This is a genomic window from Desulfitobacterium nosdiversum, from assembly GCF_049860565.1.
GTDB lineage: Bacteria > Bacillota > Desulfitobacteriia > Desulfitobacteriales > Desulfitobacteriaceae > Desulfitobacterium_A > Desulfitobacterium_A nosdiversum.
Map to the genome: position 1 here is coordinate 3258865 of NZ_CP172056.1, position 14316 is coordinate 3273180.

Genomic DNA, 14316 nt, shown 5'->3' on the forward strand with positions numbered 1-14316 from the left:
CCTTAAGAACTTTCTCAATCTATAACTTCTCATTTATCTGTAAAAAACGGCTCCATTTCATACCAATTTCTTCCGGTTTTACATTCTACTGTTAACGGAACAGAAAGAGGGAATGCATTCTCCATTTCTTCCTTCACAATTTTCGCAACCTGATCAAGCTCTTCCGGTGCAACTTGAACCACCAGTTCATCGTGTACTTGTAAAAGAACATCCGCCTGAAAGGGTTCTAAGGCTTGAACGACTCCGAGCATTGCCAGTTTCATAATATCCGCTGCCGTTCCCTGAATCGGGGTATTCATGGCAATCCGTTCACCAAACTGACGCTGATTTCGATTGGGATGGCGAAGCTCTGGAATCCGTCTTAACCGATTTAACAGAGTCCGAACTTCTCCTTCTTCTTTCGCTTGAATAACAACCTCAGCTAAGTAACGCTTGACTCCAGAATACCGGTCAAAATACTTCTCAATATAATACTTCGCTTCTTTCCGCGGAATCCCTACATCCCTAGAAAGCCCAAATTCCGTCAACCCATAGACAAGCCCGAAATTGACAGCCTTTGCTTTCCGGCGCATATCCTTTGTAACTTCCTCCATCGGCACGCCGAAAACTTCAGACGCTGTCCGGGTATGGACATCCTGACCCAGAGCAAATGACTCGGAAAGTACTTCATCCTTAGAATAATGAGCTAGAATACGAAGCTCAATTTGAGAATAATCAGCTGAGAGCAGCACCCAATCCTTATGGGGAGCTTGGAAAACTTTTCTTAGAAGTCTGCCCTGCTCCAAGCGAATCGGGATATTTTGAAGATTGGGTTCTGTACTGGATAATCGTCCGGTCGCAGTAACCGTTTGCTGGAAGGTTGTATGAATTTTTCCCTCCTTAATCTGCGCCAGCAGGCCATTGACATAAGTCGACATCAGCTTGCTCAATTGACGATAATCCAGAACGTTCTCAACTATAGGATGAGACATTTTAAGCTCTTCAAGTGTTTCCGCGTCGGTTGAATATCCCGTTTTTGTCTTTTTGACGGGGGGCAAGCCGAGAGTCTCGAAAAGAACATGCCCGAGCTGATGCGGAGAATTGAGGTTAAACGATTCTCCGGCCAGCAAATAGATCTCCTGTTCCAAACGCTGCAGTTCCGTGGTCAAACCTTCGCCAAACGATTTCAGTTGTTCCGCATCAACGCCAATACCGGTTCTCTCCATTCGAGCCAATACGAAGCTTAGAGGTTCTTCCACTTGGTGCAGCAATGCCGTTAAGCCGAGTTCTTCTAAGGTTTCTTTATAACGATCTGCCACTTGTGCAAGGGCTGAAACTTCTTCCGTAAGACTTGAAAAATCAGGATACCCGGGAACATATTCTCGAACCAGTTCCACTGCGTCGAATTTAGTTCGGGTGGGATTAATAAGATAAGCTGCCAGACTTAAATCCAAGCTGACACCCCGCAATGTCATTTCTTCATTCTGCAGGACACTATATAAAGCTTTCCCATCACCCACTGTCTTCGAAACCTCAGAATCCTCTAAAAATGAAGCAAATGAGCGTTTAACTGCTGGATCTGCTTCTGCCCAGAGTAGGCTGTACGTATTTTTCTGAACGGCAATTCCCCATTCAAGCACACGGCTCCAATGAGGATTTCCAGGTGTAATTTTGTATGACAAGGTAACCGGCTGCTTGGCGGCTCTCCAATTGTCAAGCTGTTGAATCCATTCCTCGGAATTTAATTCTTTAGCAGGCCAACCATCAAGCAGTGTATTTGTATTTGTATTTTCACTGCTTGCTGTTTCTGGATTATCTTGATTATCTGCATTCTCAGTGCTTGCCTCTTTTGAATCATCTAAGTTTTCTGCATGATTTTGGTGCCAAATGCGAGCGACATTTTTCAGTGTATATTTATCCAAAACCGTTGCAAATTCCGCTTCATCTGGTCGGCGATAGCTAAACTTTTCAAGATCCATTTCCAAAGGGACTTCATGAAGCATGGTTGCAAGTTTTTTGCTTAGGCGGGCCTGATCCGCATAAGTCCTTATATTTTCCTGAAGCTTTTTCCCTTTTATTTCATCGCTATGAGCCAAAACGTTCTCGACTGTTTCATATTCTCCGAGGAGCTTTAACGCTGTTTTTTCACCTACTCCGGGTATCCCTGGAATATTATCCGATGCATCACCCATCAACCCTTTTAGATCAATGATTTGAGCAGGCCGAAGCTGATACTTCGCATAAAGCGCTTCTTCATTGTACTCATCCACTTCGCTGATACCTTTACGTGTTAAATAAACCGTTGTTTTGGGCGATATAAGCTGCAACGCATCCCTGTCACCCGTATAAATCTGGACATTCCAGTCGCGTTCTTCCGCTTTCGTTGTTACTGTGGCAATCAGATCATCTGCTTCATATCCGGCGCATTCAATAATGGGGACTGCAAATGCGGCGAGCACTTCTTTTAAGTAATCAAACTGAGGTCTCAAGGCATCAGGCGTTTCTTTACGATTCCCCTTATATGCCGCAAATTGTTCAATCCGCACCGTTGCCTTTGTTTTATCAAAGGCAACAATCCAATAATCCGGTTTTTGTTCAGCCAAAAGCCGGAGAAGCATGGTCATGAAGCCATGCAAAACATTGGTAGGTTTGCCCTCTTTCGTTGTCAGCATGGGCAATGCATAAAAAGCCCGGTTAGCCAGGCTGTTTCCATCGAGAATTAGGATTTTCGACATATAAAAACCCCTTTCTTACCGACAATACTATATCATACTGATACATCTTGTGCCAATTCAACATCAAAAAAGCTTCCAGCAAATTATAATCGCACTGAAAGCATGTTCTAATAGCATGTAGATATTATTAACTCCTAGAAATTCTTTTTATATTTACTTCTGATAAACGTTCATATAATTCCTCTTTGGTTCTCGGCAGAGCGGAATCTGCAGCGAACAACCCCATCTGAATCAATTGATCATGCAGCTCCACAAGCCAAGGAAGACTTAAATCTGCAGCCTTGATGATATCTTCTGCGCAGAAAATCTCTTCTGGTTTACCTTCTTTAAGCAATTGTCCTTCTTTCATAACAAAAAGCTTATCTGCCCATGAATAAGCTAAATCAACATCATGGGTTGAAATGATAATTGTCTTCCCATTTTGACTCAGCTCATTAAGAAGCTCCATAAATTCGCGTGCATGCCGCGGATCTAACCATGCAGTCGGTTCATCAAAAATTATAACTTCAGGTTCCATGGCTAGGATATCGGCAATGGAAACCCTTTTCTTTTGCCCAAAACTCAGCATATGAGTTGGTCGATCGATAAGATCACTTGTTTCTGTGTCCTGAAGAGCCTTATCCACTAAACGGCGCACTTCGGCAGAATTTATACCAAGATTCATTGGGCCAAAAGACACCTCTTGCAAGACACTTGCCGAAAAGAGCTGGCTGTCTGGATCTTGAAACACTATCCCCACCTTACTGCGAAGATTCTTTAGTTCAGCACCTTTATAAGAAATAGCTTGTCCTTTGAAGTAAATGCTGCCCTTTCGAGGTTTAAGTATACCGTTAAAATGTAAAAACAGCGTCGTTTTCCCAGCTCCATTTGAACCAAGAACGGCAATTTTTTCACCGCGCTGCATCGCTAAATTTACTTTTCTTAATGCCTTTGTTCCGTCGGTATACGAAAATTCTAGGTCTACTGCCTCTAAAATCGTTTCAGCCAAAAAAGTTGCCTCCCTTTAAAATGACGCTGGACAAAATCAAAACCGACTCGACCATGATGATGAACACAATACTCCGTTTTGAAACCGCAAATTCTTTTTCTAAAACCCGGATCTCACCCTGATAACACCGCGCTTCCAGCGCTGTTGCAAGCATCTGAGAGCGTTGAATAGATCGTACAAAAATAGCATAAATCAAGTGGCTTATGGATCGAAATGAACTTCTCAAGGTTACGTAACCCAATCTAGAGCCCTGCGCCATATATATTGCAGCCGCTGACTCCAACAATACGAAAATAAATCGATAGATTAAACTCATCAGTTCAATAAATAGTTTAGGCATTTTAAGTTTGCGGAGAACGGCTATAATTTCTACCATCGGCGTCGTTAACGCAAGGAAGTAAAGACATGAAACCGTGCCCAGTGATTTGAAAAAAAGCAGCAAAGCATTATTTATATCCAGGAGGGTTATTCCTATAATATAGCTACCAGATCCCCAATAATATAAAAAATCTTCGATTCTATTCGAAATTGAAAAAACAAGAGTCAGTTCACCCATCAGCAAAAAAACAATGGGAATTCCCAGTAAATGAATAAAAAACTTAGCTGGAATTCCCGCTTTTACAATAACCAGCCATGCCATGATAATCATAGCCAATATAGGGGTATAAATAGATGGCGAACTTAAACAGACGACCATCGTAGTGATCGTCAATGAAAACTTCTCAATAGGATGAACTTCCATAAGCTTATTTGCATAAACATACTGATCAATACTTATCATGAAACTTTCCTTTCATGAGAGTTAGACTTCTTCTGACCTTTTTTATAGCCTAAATAAAAACATACAATTCCGCTTCCCGCCGCCGCTTGAACAGCAAAAAGCAAGGACTCTACCTCACTTCCGGGCGGTTGATATATACGCTTAAACCAAGGTTGATAATTCGGATCAATCCCCTGTATTGCCGTTGTCGCCTTGTCGTCTGCACCGATAAATTCTCCTTTTGAGAAAACTAAAGGCATAAAAATAATCAAGACCGCGCAAATGGCCAAAAGGCTGTTTTTTACGTAAGGCTTCATTTTTCCACCTCAAGCTCGGGTTCTTTTTTGCATTGCATCAAAGCTAGTTGTTTTAACTCCTTACCACTATAGACGGTTAAGAGATTAAATACTAAGGTAGTGATCAGACCTTCGCTAATCGCCAACGGAATTTGGGTGACCGCAAAAATCCCCATGAACTTCAGAGCAGATGCAAATACACCGCCATGGGCTGATGGAAAGGCCAAAGCCAGCTGCATAGCTGTTGTTATATAAGTCATAAGATCTCCCAAAGCTGCAGCCATAAAAACTGCAATACCTTTTGAAGTCCCTAATCTTTCAAAGAGCTTATATGTACCGTAGGAAACAAAAGGTCCTACAATAGCCATGGAGAATGTATTTGCCCCAAGTGTTGTCAGACCGCCGTGGGCTAAAAGAATAGCCTGAAAGATGAGTACGATAACCCCAAGAACACTCATTGCCGTTGGTCCAAAAAGAATCGAGCCTAGACCTACACCCGTTGGATGAGAACTGCTCCCAGCAACTGAAGGGATTTTTAAAGCGGACAGGACGAAGATAAAGGCACCTGACATGGCTAAAAGCATTTTGAGATTCACATTATCTTTAACGGTATTATTGATTGACCGCAATCCTAAATAGAGAAATGGAAGCATGATCATCCACCAAAAGGCTGCCCAGTTCATAGGGAGAAATCCTTCAGCTATATGCATGGCGTAGGCGTTCTTCGGAAAGATCATAAATACCGATAGACAATAGAATAAAGCAAATGATATGCTTCTTATTTTCTTCATCACTCAACACTCACCTGTCCTCTATCTGAAAAATTTAAAAGCCCTTCACAACAGAAGGGCTTAGAGCTTGTAACTGTATCTGGTTAATGAAATCAAGATACACGCATTACCTCCCTAACATCCCGTAGGTAGTTGTAAGGATTGGAATGAGCAGGTCTCCTGGCTTAAGATCTCCATTAACTTACGTCTTCCCGAGAATATCTCAGTGACATCCTGTAAGCTAACTCCCTATTACAGTGGCGGGTACCGCGTCAGCTTCTCTGACTTCCCTTTTCAATTTTTCCTTAGAAAAATTTACTCATTTCCGATATTTAATTATTAAGATGATTATAACATCAAATAAAATGGATTTGTAGAGTTGTCCTTAGATTATGCTTATGTAGACATGATTTCTAATTCTTTGCGAATATATTCAGGCATGCTGAATAATAAGTCTTGACATATACCCATATGGGGTATATGTTCTAAACAAAGAAATTTCATTTTATACTTATGGAGGTAAAGATGGATTGCACAAAATGTTCGATTAAAGGATGCAGAAAACAGGAACCATGCTCTGATCGAAGCCATGACTACATTGAAAAGTACGCTTCTTCTGATTATCAAATTTATACTAAAACAGCCTCTGAATTAATTGACAATGGCCGAGCCGGAACCCTAACGCGACTAAACGAAATCGTAGAATATTGTCAGTTACGCGGTTATATAAAAATTGGTGTGGCTTACTGTTACAGTATGGAAAAAGATGCCCTGCTTCTCAGAAATTATCTTAAGCAAAATAATCTTAAACCTACCATGATTTCTTGTACTGTGGATGGAATTAAGGAATCTCAAATTGATCCTAATAAAACGACCAACGTAGTTTCTTGTAACCCGCTGGGTCAAGCCAACATCCTCAATTCCTCAGACGTTGAATTTACACTCTTAATGGGGCTTTGTCTAGGTCATGATATTCTCCTCCAAAAAAATTTAAAAATGGACTTTACTACTTTTGTTGTAAAAGATCGAGTATTACAGCACAATCCTCTCCTTGGATTGCCTGGTCATCAGCCCTTAGAAGACACATTTATCGAAGAAATTCCAAATGACTTTAACTTAATTAAAGTTGAAGAATTTAAGACCAAAGTAAAAAATCAACAAAGCCCAGAAGATTTATATCTTCTGGACTTACGAAATGCAGACTCCTTTAAGCAAAATGGCATACCCGGTTCAATCCATTGCACTTTAAATGATCTTCCCAAACAATATATGAAGATACTGCCAGATAAGCGAAAAGAAATTATCCTTTACTGTAATGGAGGGATCCAATCCATTTACGGGGTAATGTTCCTTTCTCTGAAAGGATATAAAAAGGTAAATAGTTTAGCAGGAGGTTTCTCCAAGTATTTACAGTCATTATTACAATAATCACGGATTTACTACATTGGCTGGATTACCCGTCTTTACTCTACAGGCGCCCATGACAGCGAGGTGTTATAATGCAAAATATGACCTTATGAATTATTTAAAATCCTTAAAAAGAGAATTATCCTCGAACGGTTCTATACATTCCGGCTGGTCATATTTTGGTGAATTGACGATCTTCGAAACTTCATAGGCAGTCATTAAGTCCGACGGGTAAGGCCGGAGTAAACTCTTCAGAAATTGGCTGTCTGTAATCTTTGGATCCAACCATAACTTCTCCTGCTCTGGCGTAAGGATCGCCGGCATTCGCGTATGGATTGTCTCGATAAGTTCATTAGAAGTTGTGGTAATAACAGTGCAGGAATTAATCACCTCTCCTGTCGGTGAGCTCCATGTATCCCATAGACCTGCAAAACTAAATAAGCGGTTATTTTTAAGCGTAATACGATAGGGTTGATTAAACGTTCCTGACCTTTTCCATTCATAGAACCCGTCCGCCGGGATTAAACAGCGTTTTTGTCGTAAAAGAGATTTAAACGCTGGCTTTTCATCGATTGTTTCTACTCTTGCGTTGATCATTTTATTACCGATAGCAGGATCTTTAGCCCAGGATGGGATTAGACCCCACTGAAAAAAAGCAAGTGAATTTGAACCTTGGTTAAGTATAACGGGTATCTCTTGAGAAGGCGCTATGTTATACCGTGGTTTTAATTCCACAGAATCGTCGCTGATTTGAAATCGCTCAGCAATTTCCTCAAAATCTATAAGGGTAAAACGTCCGCACATTTTGATCACCTCTTTTTACTATTTTACATCTAAACTCTTAAAACTGGCCAGAATTTAAGTTGAAGGAAAAATGGGTTTTGCGAAATGAACTTAATTGTTCGTTTTGCAAAACCCATTTTTTAATCCAGACTTGGTTATTGAATATCAGTTTTTCTCTTTTGAAACTCTTCAGCAGAAATTTCACCCTTCGCATACCTCTCTCGAAGGATATCCAAGGCCGACTGATATCTATTTTCTTTTATTTCTTTTCTTCTTTTAACATATTCTCTGGAATCAACTTCACACTTTGCGTACTGTTCTTGTAAGGATATCATTCTAGGATTATTAGAATCCAGCCAATATTCGTCTTCGAGAATCATACTTCTTTCTTGATACTCATCGGCACTGATTTCATGTCTGGCATACTTTTCTTTGAGGATTTTAGAAAGTCTGTTCAGTTCAGGATGATTGCTTTTTCTCGCTAACTCATTCATTAAGCCAAAGAAAACAACAACTGTTAAAATAAGTAAAATAAAAAATATAATCATACTGCCACCACTTGACCACCCCATGGAATAACCACGATTTAGCTCAAATCCATATCTCATATAAAATCACGTCCCTCGCCTTCTTGATATACAAGATATTAAAGTACTGTTGTGACAAAACTTTGACAAAGTTATGTCAAAAGTCCAAACTTATGCAATTCAAACTCTTCACCAAAAAGAGCAGCTGCTTATAACCCAAAGGGTTGTAAGAAACTGCTCCTATAAATTCAGATATTTTATTGAGTAAAACATACCTAATTAAAACTGTATAAATCCTAAACCTGTTAAAAGAACAAGGGCAATAGCAACTGGTGCGAAAAACTTGACTAGGATAAAATATATCCTTGCCAACCCCTCATTCTTCAAACGCCCATGATTACTAAACACCTCAAACATATCTTCAAATCCCCAACGCCATCCGACAAAGATAGCAAAGAAAATTCCCCCTAAGGGCAGCAAGATATTTGATGTTACAAAATCGTATAAATCAAAAAAGTTCTTGCCAAAGATATGCATTTGAGAAAGCAATGTCGTTGAAAGTGTTGCTGTTGAACCTACTAAGGCAATGGCCATAATCGTTCCGAGTGTTGCCATACGCCTAGAGATTTTATATTCCTCAACAATATAGGCAACAGGAACCTCAAGCAAGGACAGTATGGCACCCGTTGCTGCGACAGCAACAAGAATAAAGAATAAAATCATAAAAAACCGGCCAAAAGGCATTGAACTAAATACTGTGGGAATCGTAATAAATAATAGTGATGGCCCAGCATCCGGCTTAAAACCAAATGCGTAGACCGCAGGAAAAATTGCAATTCCGGCCATGATGGAAACAAGTGTATCCGAAAGCATTACAGTAAGCACCGTTTTGGGGAGATTTTCATTCTCTCCCATATAACTCCCATAGGTCGTCATTGTTCCCATTCCAACACTTAATTTAAAGAAGGCTAAACCTAAGGCTGCCAAAATTACACTTATACTGATCTTGCTAAAATCAGGCTGGAACAGAAATTTCAATCCTTGGGACGCTCCCGGTAACGTCAATGAACGAATATCTACAATAAGAAGGAGCACAAAGAGAATAGGCATTAGGGCTTTTGTCACCCGTTCAATCCCTTTCGAAACTCCAGCCATGATGATCGTCCCTGTAAAAGCGAGTACAAAGAGCTGCCAAAAAAGAGGTTCTCCTACTCCGTTCACTAAGGTTTGAAAGACGGCAAATGTCTGTTGAGGGCTTGTTGATTCAATCGTTCCTGCAACAGCCTTAAAAACATATGAAAAAACCCAGCCTGCTACACACGAATAAAACGCCATGATTAAAAAAGAACTTATAACACCTGAAACACCGACTAAAAACCAAGGCTCATGCTTTGCTAACGTTTTAAACGCTCCCACTGCATTTGCATGGGTTTTTCGTCCAATCATGAGTTCAGATAACATAATTGGTGCACTAATAAGCAGTGCAGCAATCAAATAGATAAGAATAAATGCGGCTCCTCCGTTTTGACCCGTTACATATGGAAACTTCCAGATATTTCCTAAGCCTACTGCCGACCCCAAAGTTGCGGCAATAACTCCTACACTACTCGAAAATCCTTCGCGCGGTTTTTTCCCTAACTGTGTATCTTGCAACCACGTGTCTTGCATAACTAAATACTCCTTTTACTGTCGTGAATTGTTCTGTCGTTTTTGCTTCTAAAATAGCTTTTGCGCATACAATAAGTATTATAACATACGTAATTCGGTCATTTTACAAAAAGCATATTCAGGAAACTTTCAGACAACTTTCAGGTAACATCTGGTTTTATAAACTATAATTTAATTAACTTCTTTCTTGAGGCCATTATAGGATCAATTTAATAAAAACTTTTAAGGGGGTCTTAACTTGACTGTTCAATCCGTTTCTTCAATCTCCAGTACAGGCAATACTGGTAATACCAGCGAAGTGCAACAGCTTGAAAATCAGATAAAAAAACTTCAGCAACAAATCAAATCCGAAAATCAGAGTACTGATGACTCTAAAACAAAACAACAAAAAGTTCAATTACTTGAATCCCAAATAGAGCAGCTTCAAGCCCAAATCCAGCAGCTCAAACAAAAAAATCAAATAAACAACAATACCCAAGTAAATAATACTCAAGCAGCAGAAAATCTAAACAGCGTTCAAACATCCACGGTTAATAAGAGTGGAAATATCGATTATCTTGTTTAAGTAAAAACATATAAAATCAACCATGGTTTCTATGAAAACATGGTTGATTTTCTATGTTTTACATTTCAATTCTCTCGACGTGAATCCAGGTAATCTTTAATAAGACTTACCACATCAACAATTGTCTTAATAAAAGATACTCCACTAACTGTCTTCTCATTCAGAGATACCGCTGTCTCAACGAAGCTGCTACCCAAAGCATCGACTGTTGAGCCAATATCCTCAATCTGTTCTTGAGCCGATTTTGCCAAAAAGCCTGTGTTTTTAATGGTCTCCGGCAAGAGCGCCATTGACTTAGTAAACGGATCAGCATTTTTCTCCAAGAGATTTCCAAGCCCTTTGATCAGTGAATTCATATTTCTCAATGTAATAACGGCGTATATACCTAGCAAAACAACCACTAATACAACAATAATTAGTAAAAAATCCGTAAGGGAAATATACATACTCTACACCCTGCCCTCACCGCAATCAGTTATTTCTTTTGTTTCTTCTCTAGTATCAGGTTCATCCTGAGATTGATTTTCATCCATGTTGGCAACTGCTGTTGACGTTTCTGTTTTATCTTCGTGCTTTTTGATTCTATCCTTTATAAGTTCCGAAGCATCACTTAATTTTCCTTTAGCATCTTCGAACTTTTCCTTTGCCTTCCCGGCAAGATCTTTAACCCCATCAGCAATATCTTCCCTTGTCTCCTTACCTACCTTAGGCGCCAGTAAAATTCCCAGCGCACTGCCTACGACAGTGCCAGCCGCTGCCCCAAACGCAATATTTTTTGCTGCTTTTTTGCGCGCGCTCCTTTGTTTCTTTTTTTTGTTTTCATCAATTAATTTTTTAATGGACATTTTCCTGCCTCCTTTACATTAACTCTCATTTCGGCTTAACTCAGAAAAGTCTGCTTTAATTTCATAGCTGTACTAAAGCTTTCGCCATTATCTAACATTTTCCTTTTAATAAACAATATTACGGTAAAAAATAAGCCTTGAGCGTAAACCATTTGCATAAAAAGGCCTTTCTTATCTTTCATAGGTTTTCCCGGAATAGTCCTGAATTCGTTTCTAGGCCGAGCTTTCCAATAACCGCTAAGCAAAGTGCGTCGATTACATCATCAATTTTCTTTCGATATGGGCCATCTGCTAAGAACTTCTCGACAACTTCTTTCGCCTGAGGATAATATTGCTGAAGAATTTCGAGACGTTTCTGTTGTCCCTCTAGCGTTGATTTTTTCTCATAGACAGGCTCTGAATTGTTAAGTATAGAGAAACAGAATTCAGGATGACTTTCTACAAGCTTATTTTTCCATTGGGGATTCTCCTGCAAAAATTTATCAACCTGCCTTATGGCTTTTGTGATTCCTAACGACTGTTCTGAAAGACTTTTCCCTAAAACCAAGACATTCTGGGCTCTTGCTTTCGTTTTATCCGTTTCATAGATCGAACATCAATTAATTTATTAAATTCGGCAAGAAACTCCTTTTCAACGCTCGTAAACTCTCGCTGCGAAAAATCATGCTCGATTAACACTTTAGGGGCAGGGTCAAACATTTGAAAGTCCATTAATGCCGCAAACTCACAATGAAGCAGGGTATCATCAATCTCTTCTATTTGTTTAAGCTCTTCCTCAGATAAGTTTTCCAACCCGAACTTATGATAAATGATTCGTTGCAGTTTTTCTTCAATGGAAAAGTACTCTGGTATGTTACGTTTAACAGGTCTAGTTAAATCGGAAATATAACTTTCACTCGCATCGTGAAGCAGACACCCCACTTGAACGCGCTTAGAGCAGCCTCGTTCCTTAGCCTCCTTATAGCAGTTGATTGAATGTTGTGCAACTGAGAAAAAATGCTCACAATGACCGTTGGCTCTTGTCATTAGCGATAAAGCATGAGCAATATCTTCAATCTTAATATCTTCTTTTTGGGGTTCCAAAGGATAAAATTTAATCTTAGAATAGGTTAATATATAATCGGACATATTTTTCTCCAATCTTTTTTCTATTTGAACATAAATGCTTCTATTCATGTTACTAAAGTAAAAATATAATAATTCCATAGAATTAGAGACTTACAAATAAAAAAAGAGCCCTGTCATTGAAGGCAGGAGCTGTGAAAAAGAATAAACATCTCATAACATAGTATAGGTATTAAACGTGTTTATATTATGTTGAAATTGTGAAATTTTTGTGAACCAATCTAATGAAAATTCAAAAACGGGCTTTAACAAAGGTTAAAGTCCGTTTAATATCAAAATATGGTGCGAGTGATCGGACTTGAACCGATACGGGCTTTCACCCAATGGTTTTTGAGACCATCGCGTCTGCCGATTCCGCCACACTCGCAAGTTTTTAGACAGATGACGATTGTTATAATATCATTTCTGAAAAAAATAGTCAAGCCTAAAAATATAAGAAAACGTTTAATGATTAAGAAACGATTTAGAAACCTTGTCAGGCCAACCATTTAAATTTTGAATTATTTTATATAGGGATCATCTAATGCTGATTTTAACTGATTTAGTGCCTTTTGCAAAGTAGAACGGGAACAAGCAAAGTTAAATCTTACAAATCCCGCCCCTTCCTCTCCAAACCAGCGACCTAAATCAACGGCTATTTTGGCCTTTTCTATAACAAAGCGGTCAATTTCATCCGCTGAAAGGCCTGTTCCCCTGAAGTCAGCCCAAACAAGATAAGTCCCCTGAGGTTTTATAATGTTAACCCCTTTCAGGTTCTTCTCAGTAAATTCAATCGCATAATCGATATTCGCTTCAACATAATCCAGAAGCTCATGTAAATAATTTTCACCGTATTTATAAGCTGCTTCCATAGCAATCAGCCCAAAAATGTTAATATCACTCACACTATTAATTTCAAGTTGCTGAATATACTTTCTCCGCAGTTTACCATTAGGAATGATAATCGCTGAAATTTGTAGCCCGGCTAGATTAAAGGTTTTACTTCCTGAATAAGCCGTGATTACGTTTTGATTGATTTGTTCATTTAACTTGCCAAGAGGTGTATGACTATGCCCCTTAAGAATAAGGTCCGAATGGATTTCATCGGAAAAGATGATAACTCCGTTTTCTAAGCATAGTTCTCCTATCTTTCTCAGGTCCTGCTCAGACCAAACCCTGCCTACCGGGTTATGGGGATTGCAAAGAATTAAAAGCTTATTGTTCGGGTCTTTAACCTTACGCTCTAAATCTTCAAAGTCAATTTCATAATTCAATTTCTGATCATCAAACCTTAATGGGTTTTTTATTGTTTCCCGATGATTGTTAATAATACAGCGTTTAAACGGATAATAAACCGGGGGCTGGATAATAACTCCTTCACCCTCTTTAGTTAATGCTTGAATGACATAGGTTAGTGCCGGTACAACCCCGGCAGTCGCTACAATCCATTCTTTATTAAGCTTCCAGGCATGACGTTTATCAATCCATTGAATTACGGCTGAATCGAAGAATTCACCCTTTGACTTTGGGTAACCATATATTCCGAATTTAGCCTTTTCGACGATTGCCTCGATTACTTTTTTAGGAGCTTTAAAATCAGTATCTGCCACCCACATCGGCAGGCAACCCTTTGCATTTAGTCCGGGAAACCGCTTTTCAAAGCCATCCCATTTAGAACACTCCGTTCCAATGCGGTTGATAACCTCATCAAAATTATTCTCCATTTTAATTACCTCTTTATAATCTTTCAATTCTATTTGATATATAATAAATTAGTATTTATATATGTATTGTAATATTCTTAGATAGAAAATCAATACATTAAATAAAAACAGGAGGGCATCCCATTCAGATGCTCTCCCTATTTTCTTGAAAACTAAGCCGTTCTA

General features: G+C 39.2%; 15 protein-coding genes, 1 tRNA gene and 1 riboswitch. Of the genes, 2 read left to right on the forward strand and 14 right to left on the reverse strand.

Annotated elements, in window-relative coordinates:
- Positions 1-29: 29 nt before the first annotated feature.
- The 5 genes from polA to ACHOLT_RS15875 all read right to left on the reverse strand — a co-directional run bounded on the left by polA (position 30) and on the right by ACHOLT_RS15875 (position 5549).
- Positions 30-2714 (reverse strand): DNA polymerase I, encoded by a 2685-nt coding sequence (polA, locus tag ACHOLT_RS15855; RefSeq protein ID WP_425802512.1) that lies wholly within the window; start codon positions 2712-2714, stop codon positions 30-32.
- A 127-nt stretch (positions 2715-2841) separates the two neighbouring features.
- The gene (locus tag ACHOLT_RS15860) at positions 2842-3702 is read right to left on the reverse strand and encodes an energy-coupling factor ABC transporter ATP-binding protein (protein ID WP_425802515.1); all 861 of its coding nucleotides are present in this window, start codon (positions 3700-3702) and stop codon (positions 2842-2844) included.
- Positions 3695-4483: a cobalt ECF transporter T component CbiQ gene (gene cbiQ, locus ACHOLT_RS15865; RefSeq protein WP_425802518.1), complete on the reverse strand. Its 789-nt coding sequence runs from the start codon at positions 4481-4483 to the stop codon at positions 3695-3697. The genes ACHOLT_RS15860 and cbiQ overlap by 8 nt, the downstream gene beginning before the upstream one ends.
- Positions 4480-4779, reverse strand: coding sequence for an energy-coupling factor ABC transporter substrate-binding protein (locus tag ACHOLT_RS15870; RefSeq protein ID WP_425802521.1), 300 nt, complete (start codon positions 4777-4779; stop codon positions 4480-4482). Before ACHOLT_RS15870 ends, cbiQ begins: the two co-directional genes overlap by 4 nt.
- On the reverse strand, positions 4776-5549 hold the full coding sequence (locus tag ACHOLT_RS15875) for an energy-coupling factor ABC transporter permease (RefSeq protein WP_425808101.1): 774 nt from the start codon (positions 5547-5549) through the stop codon (positions 4776-4778). The genes ACHOLT_RS15870 and ACHOLT_RS15875 overlap by 4 nt, the downstream gene beginning before the upstream one ends.
- A 132-nt stretch (positions 5550-5681) precedes the next feature.
- Positions 5682-5866, reverse strand: a riboswitch (cobalamin riboswitch).
- 187 nt (positions 5867-6053) lie between these two features.
- On the opposite strand from ACHOLT_RS15875, the gene ACHOLT_RS15880 reads away from it, so the two are divergent.
- Positions 6054-6956, forward strand: a complete 903-nt coding sequence (locus tag ACHOLT_RS15880; protein WP_425802524.1) for a DUF1847 domain-containing protein — start codon at positions 6054-6056, stop codon at positions 6954-6956.
- Between the two features lie 93 nt (positions 6957-7049).
- Here ACHOLT_RS15880 and ACHOLT_RS15885 read toward each other — a convergent pair whose 3' ends face one another.
- The 3 genes from ACHOLT_RS15885 to ACHOLT_RS15895 form a co-directional block, all read right to left on the reverse strand.
- The gene (locus tag ACHOLT_RS15885) at positions 7050-7739 is read right to left on the reverse strand and encodes an SOS response-associated peptidase (RefSeq protein WP_425802527.1); all 690 of its coding nucleotides are present in this window, start codon (positions 7737-7739) and stop codon (positions 7050-7052) included.
- A gap of 134 nt (positions 7740-7873) precedes the next feature.
- Positions 7874-8326 carry an SHOCT domain-containing protein gene (locus ACHOLT_RS15890; protein ID WP_425802530.1) on the reverse strand — a complete coding sequence of 151 codons (453 nt, stop codon included), beginning with the start codon at positions 8324-8326 and terminating at the stop codon, positions 7874-7876.
- Positions 8327-8524: 198 nt separating this feature from the next.
- Positions 8525-9913 carry a sodium-dependent transporter gene (locus ACHOLT_RS15895; RefSeq protein WP_425802532.1) on the reverse strand — a complete coding sequence of 463 codons (1389 nt, stop codon included), beginning with the start codon at positions 9911-9913 and terminating at the stop codon, positions 8525-8527.
- Between the two features lie 238 nt (positions 9914-10151).
- On the opposite strand from ACHOLT_RS15895, the gene ACHOLT_RS15900 reads away from it, so the two are divergent.
- Positions 10152-10478 carry a FlxA-like family protein gene (locus ACHOLT_RS15900; RefSeq protein WP_425802535.1) on the forward strand — a complete coding sequence of 109 codons (327 nt, stop codon included), beginning with the start codon at positions 10152-10154 and terminating at the stop codon, positions 10476-10478.
- Between the two features lie 65 nt (positions 10479-10543).
- On the opposite strand, the gene ACHOLT_RS15905 is transcribed toward ACHOLT_RS15900, so the two are convergent.
- From ACHOLT_RS15905 to ACHOLT_RS15930, 6 genes are all read right to left on the reverse strand, one after another.
- Positions 10544-10924 carry a hypothetical protein gene (locus ACHOLT_RS15905; protein ID WP_425802537.1) on the reverse strand — a complete coding sequence of 127 codons (381 nt, stop codon included), beginning with the start codon at positions 10922-10924 and terminating at the stop codon, positions 10544-10546.
- A gap of 3 nt (positions 10925-10927) precedes the next feature.
- The gene (locus ACHOLT_RS15910; protein WP_425802539.1) at positions 10928-11323 is read right to left on the reverse strand and encodes a YtxH domain-containing protein; all 396 of its coding nucleotides are present in this window, start codon (positions 11321-11323) and stop codon (positions 10928-10930) included.
- A 178-nt stretch (positions 11324-11501) separates the two neighbouring features.
- Positions 11502-11870 carry a DUF429 domain-containing protein gene (locus tag ACHOLT_RS15915; protein ID WP_425802542.1) on the reverse strand — a complete coding sequence of 123 codons (369 nt, stop codon included), beginning with the start codon at positions 11868-11870 and terminating at the stop codon, positions 11502-11504.
- Positions 11861-12451: an HD domain-containing protein gene (locus ACHOLT_RS15920; RefSeq protein ID WP_425802545.1), complete on the reverse strand. Its 591-nt coding sequence runs from the start codon at positions 12449-12451 to the stop codon at positions 11861-11863. The genes ACHOLT_RS15915 and ACHOLT_RS15920 overlap by 10 nt, the downstream gene beginning before the upstream one ends.
- Before the next feature lie 277 nt (positions 12452-12728).
- Positions 12729-12815 (reverse strand) — tRNA-Leu (locus ACHOLT_RS15925).
- Between the two features lie 133 nt (positions 12816-12948).
- Entirely contained in the window at positions 12949-14151 is a 1203-nt protein-coding gene (locus ACHOLT_RS15930) for a MalY/PatB family protein (protein WP_425802548.1), read from the reverse strand.
- Positions 14152-14316: the final 165 nt, after the last annotated feature.

What these genes read in the sequence shown, in the direction of transcription:
- ACHOLT_RS15920 (WP_425802545.1), bottom strand. Translation starts at nt 12,451, where the DNA reads ATGTCCGATTATATATTAACCTATTCTAAGATTAAATTTTATCCTTTG.
- ACHOLT_RS15905 (WP_425802537.1), bottom strand. Translation starts at nt 10,924, where the DNA reads ATGTATATTTCCCTTACGGATTTTTTACTAATTATTGTTGTATTAGTG.
- ACHOLT_RS15890 (WP_425802530.1), bottom strand. Translation starts at nt 8,326, where the DNA reads ATGAGATATGGATTTGAGCTAAATCGTGGTTATTCCATGGGGTGGTCA.
- ACHOLT_RS15895 (WP_425802532.1), bottom strand. Translation starts at nt 9,913, where the DNA reads ATGCAAGACACGTGGTTGCAAGATACACAGTTAGGGAAAAAACCGCGC.
- polA (WP_425802512.1), bottom strand. Translation starts at nt 2,714, where the DNA reads ATGTCGAAAATCCTAATTCTCGATGGAAACAGCCTGGCTAACCGGGCT.
- ACHOLT_RS15885 (WP_425802527.1), bottom strand. Translation starts at nt 7,739, where the DNA reads ATGTGCGGACGTTTTACCCTTATAGATTTTGAGGAAATTGCTGAGCGA.
- ACHOLT_RS15880 (WP_425802524.1), top strand. Translation starts at nt 6,054, where the DNA reads ATGGATTGCACAAAATGTTCGATTAAAGGATGCAGAAAACAGGAACCA.
- ACHOLT_RS15930 (WP_425802548.1), bottom strand. Translation starts at nt 14,151, where the DNA reads ATGGAGAATAATTTTGATGAGGTTATCAACCGCATTGGAACGGAGTGT.
- cbiQ (WP_425802518.1), bottom strand. Translation starts at nt 4,483, where the DNA reads ATGATAAGTATTGATCAGTATGTTTATGCAAATAAGCTTATGGAAGTT.
- ACHOLT_RS15910 (WP_425802539.1), bottom strand. Translation starts at nt 11,323, where the DNA reads ATGTCCATTAAAAAATTAATTGATGAAAACAAAAAAAAGAAACAAAGG.
- ACHOLT_RS15875 (WP_425808101.1), bottom strand. Translation starts at nt 5,549, where the DNA reads ATGAAGAAAATAAGAAGCATATCATTTGCTTTATTCTATTGTCTATCG.
- ACHOLT_RS15870 (WP_425802521.1), bottom strand. Translation starts at nt 4,779, where the DNA reads ATGAAGCCTTACGTAAAAAACAGCCTTTTGGCCATTTGCGCGGTCTTG.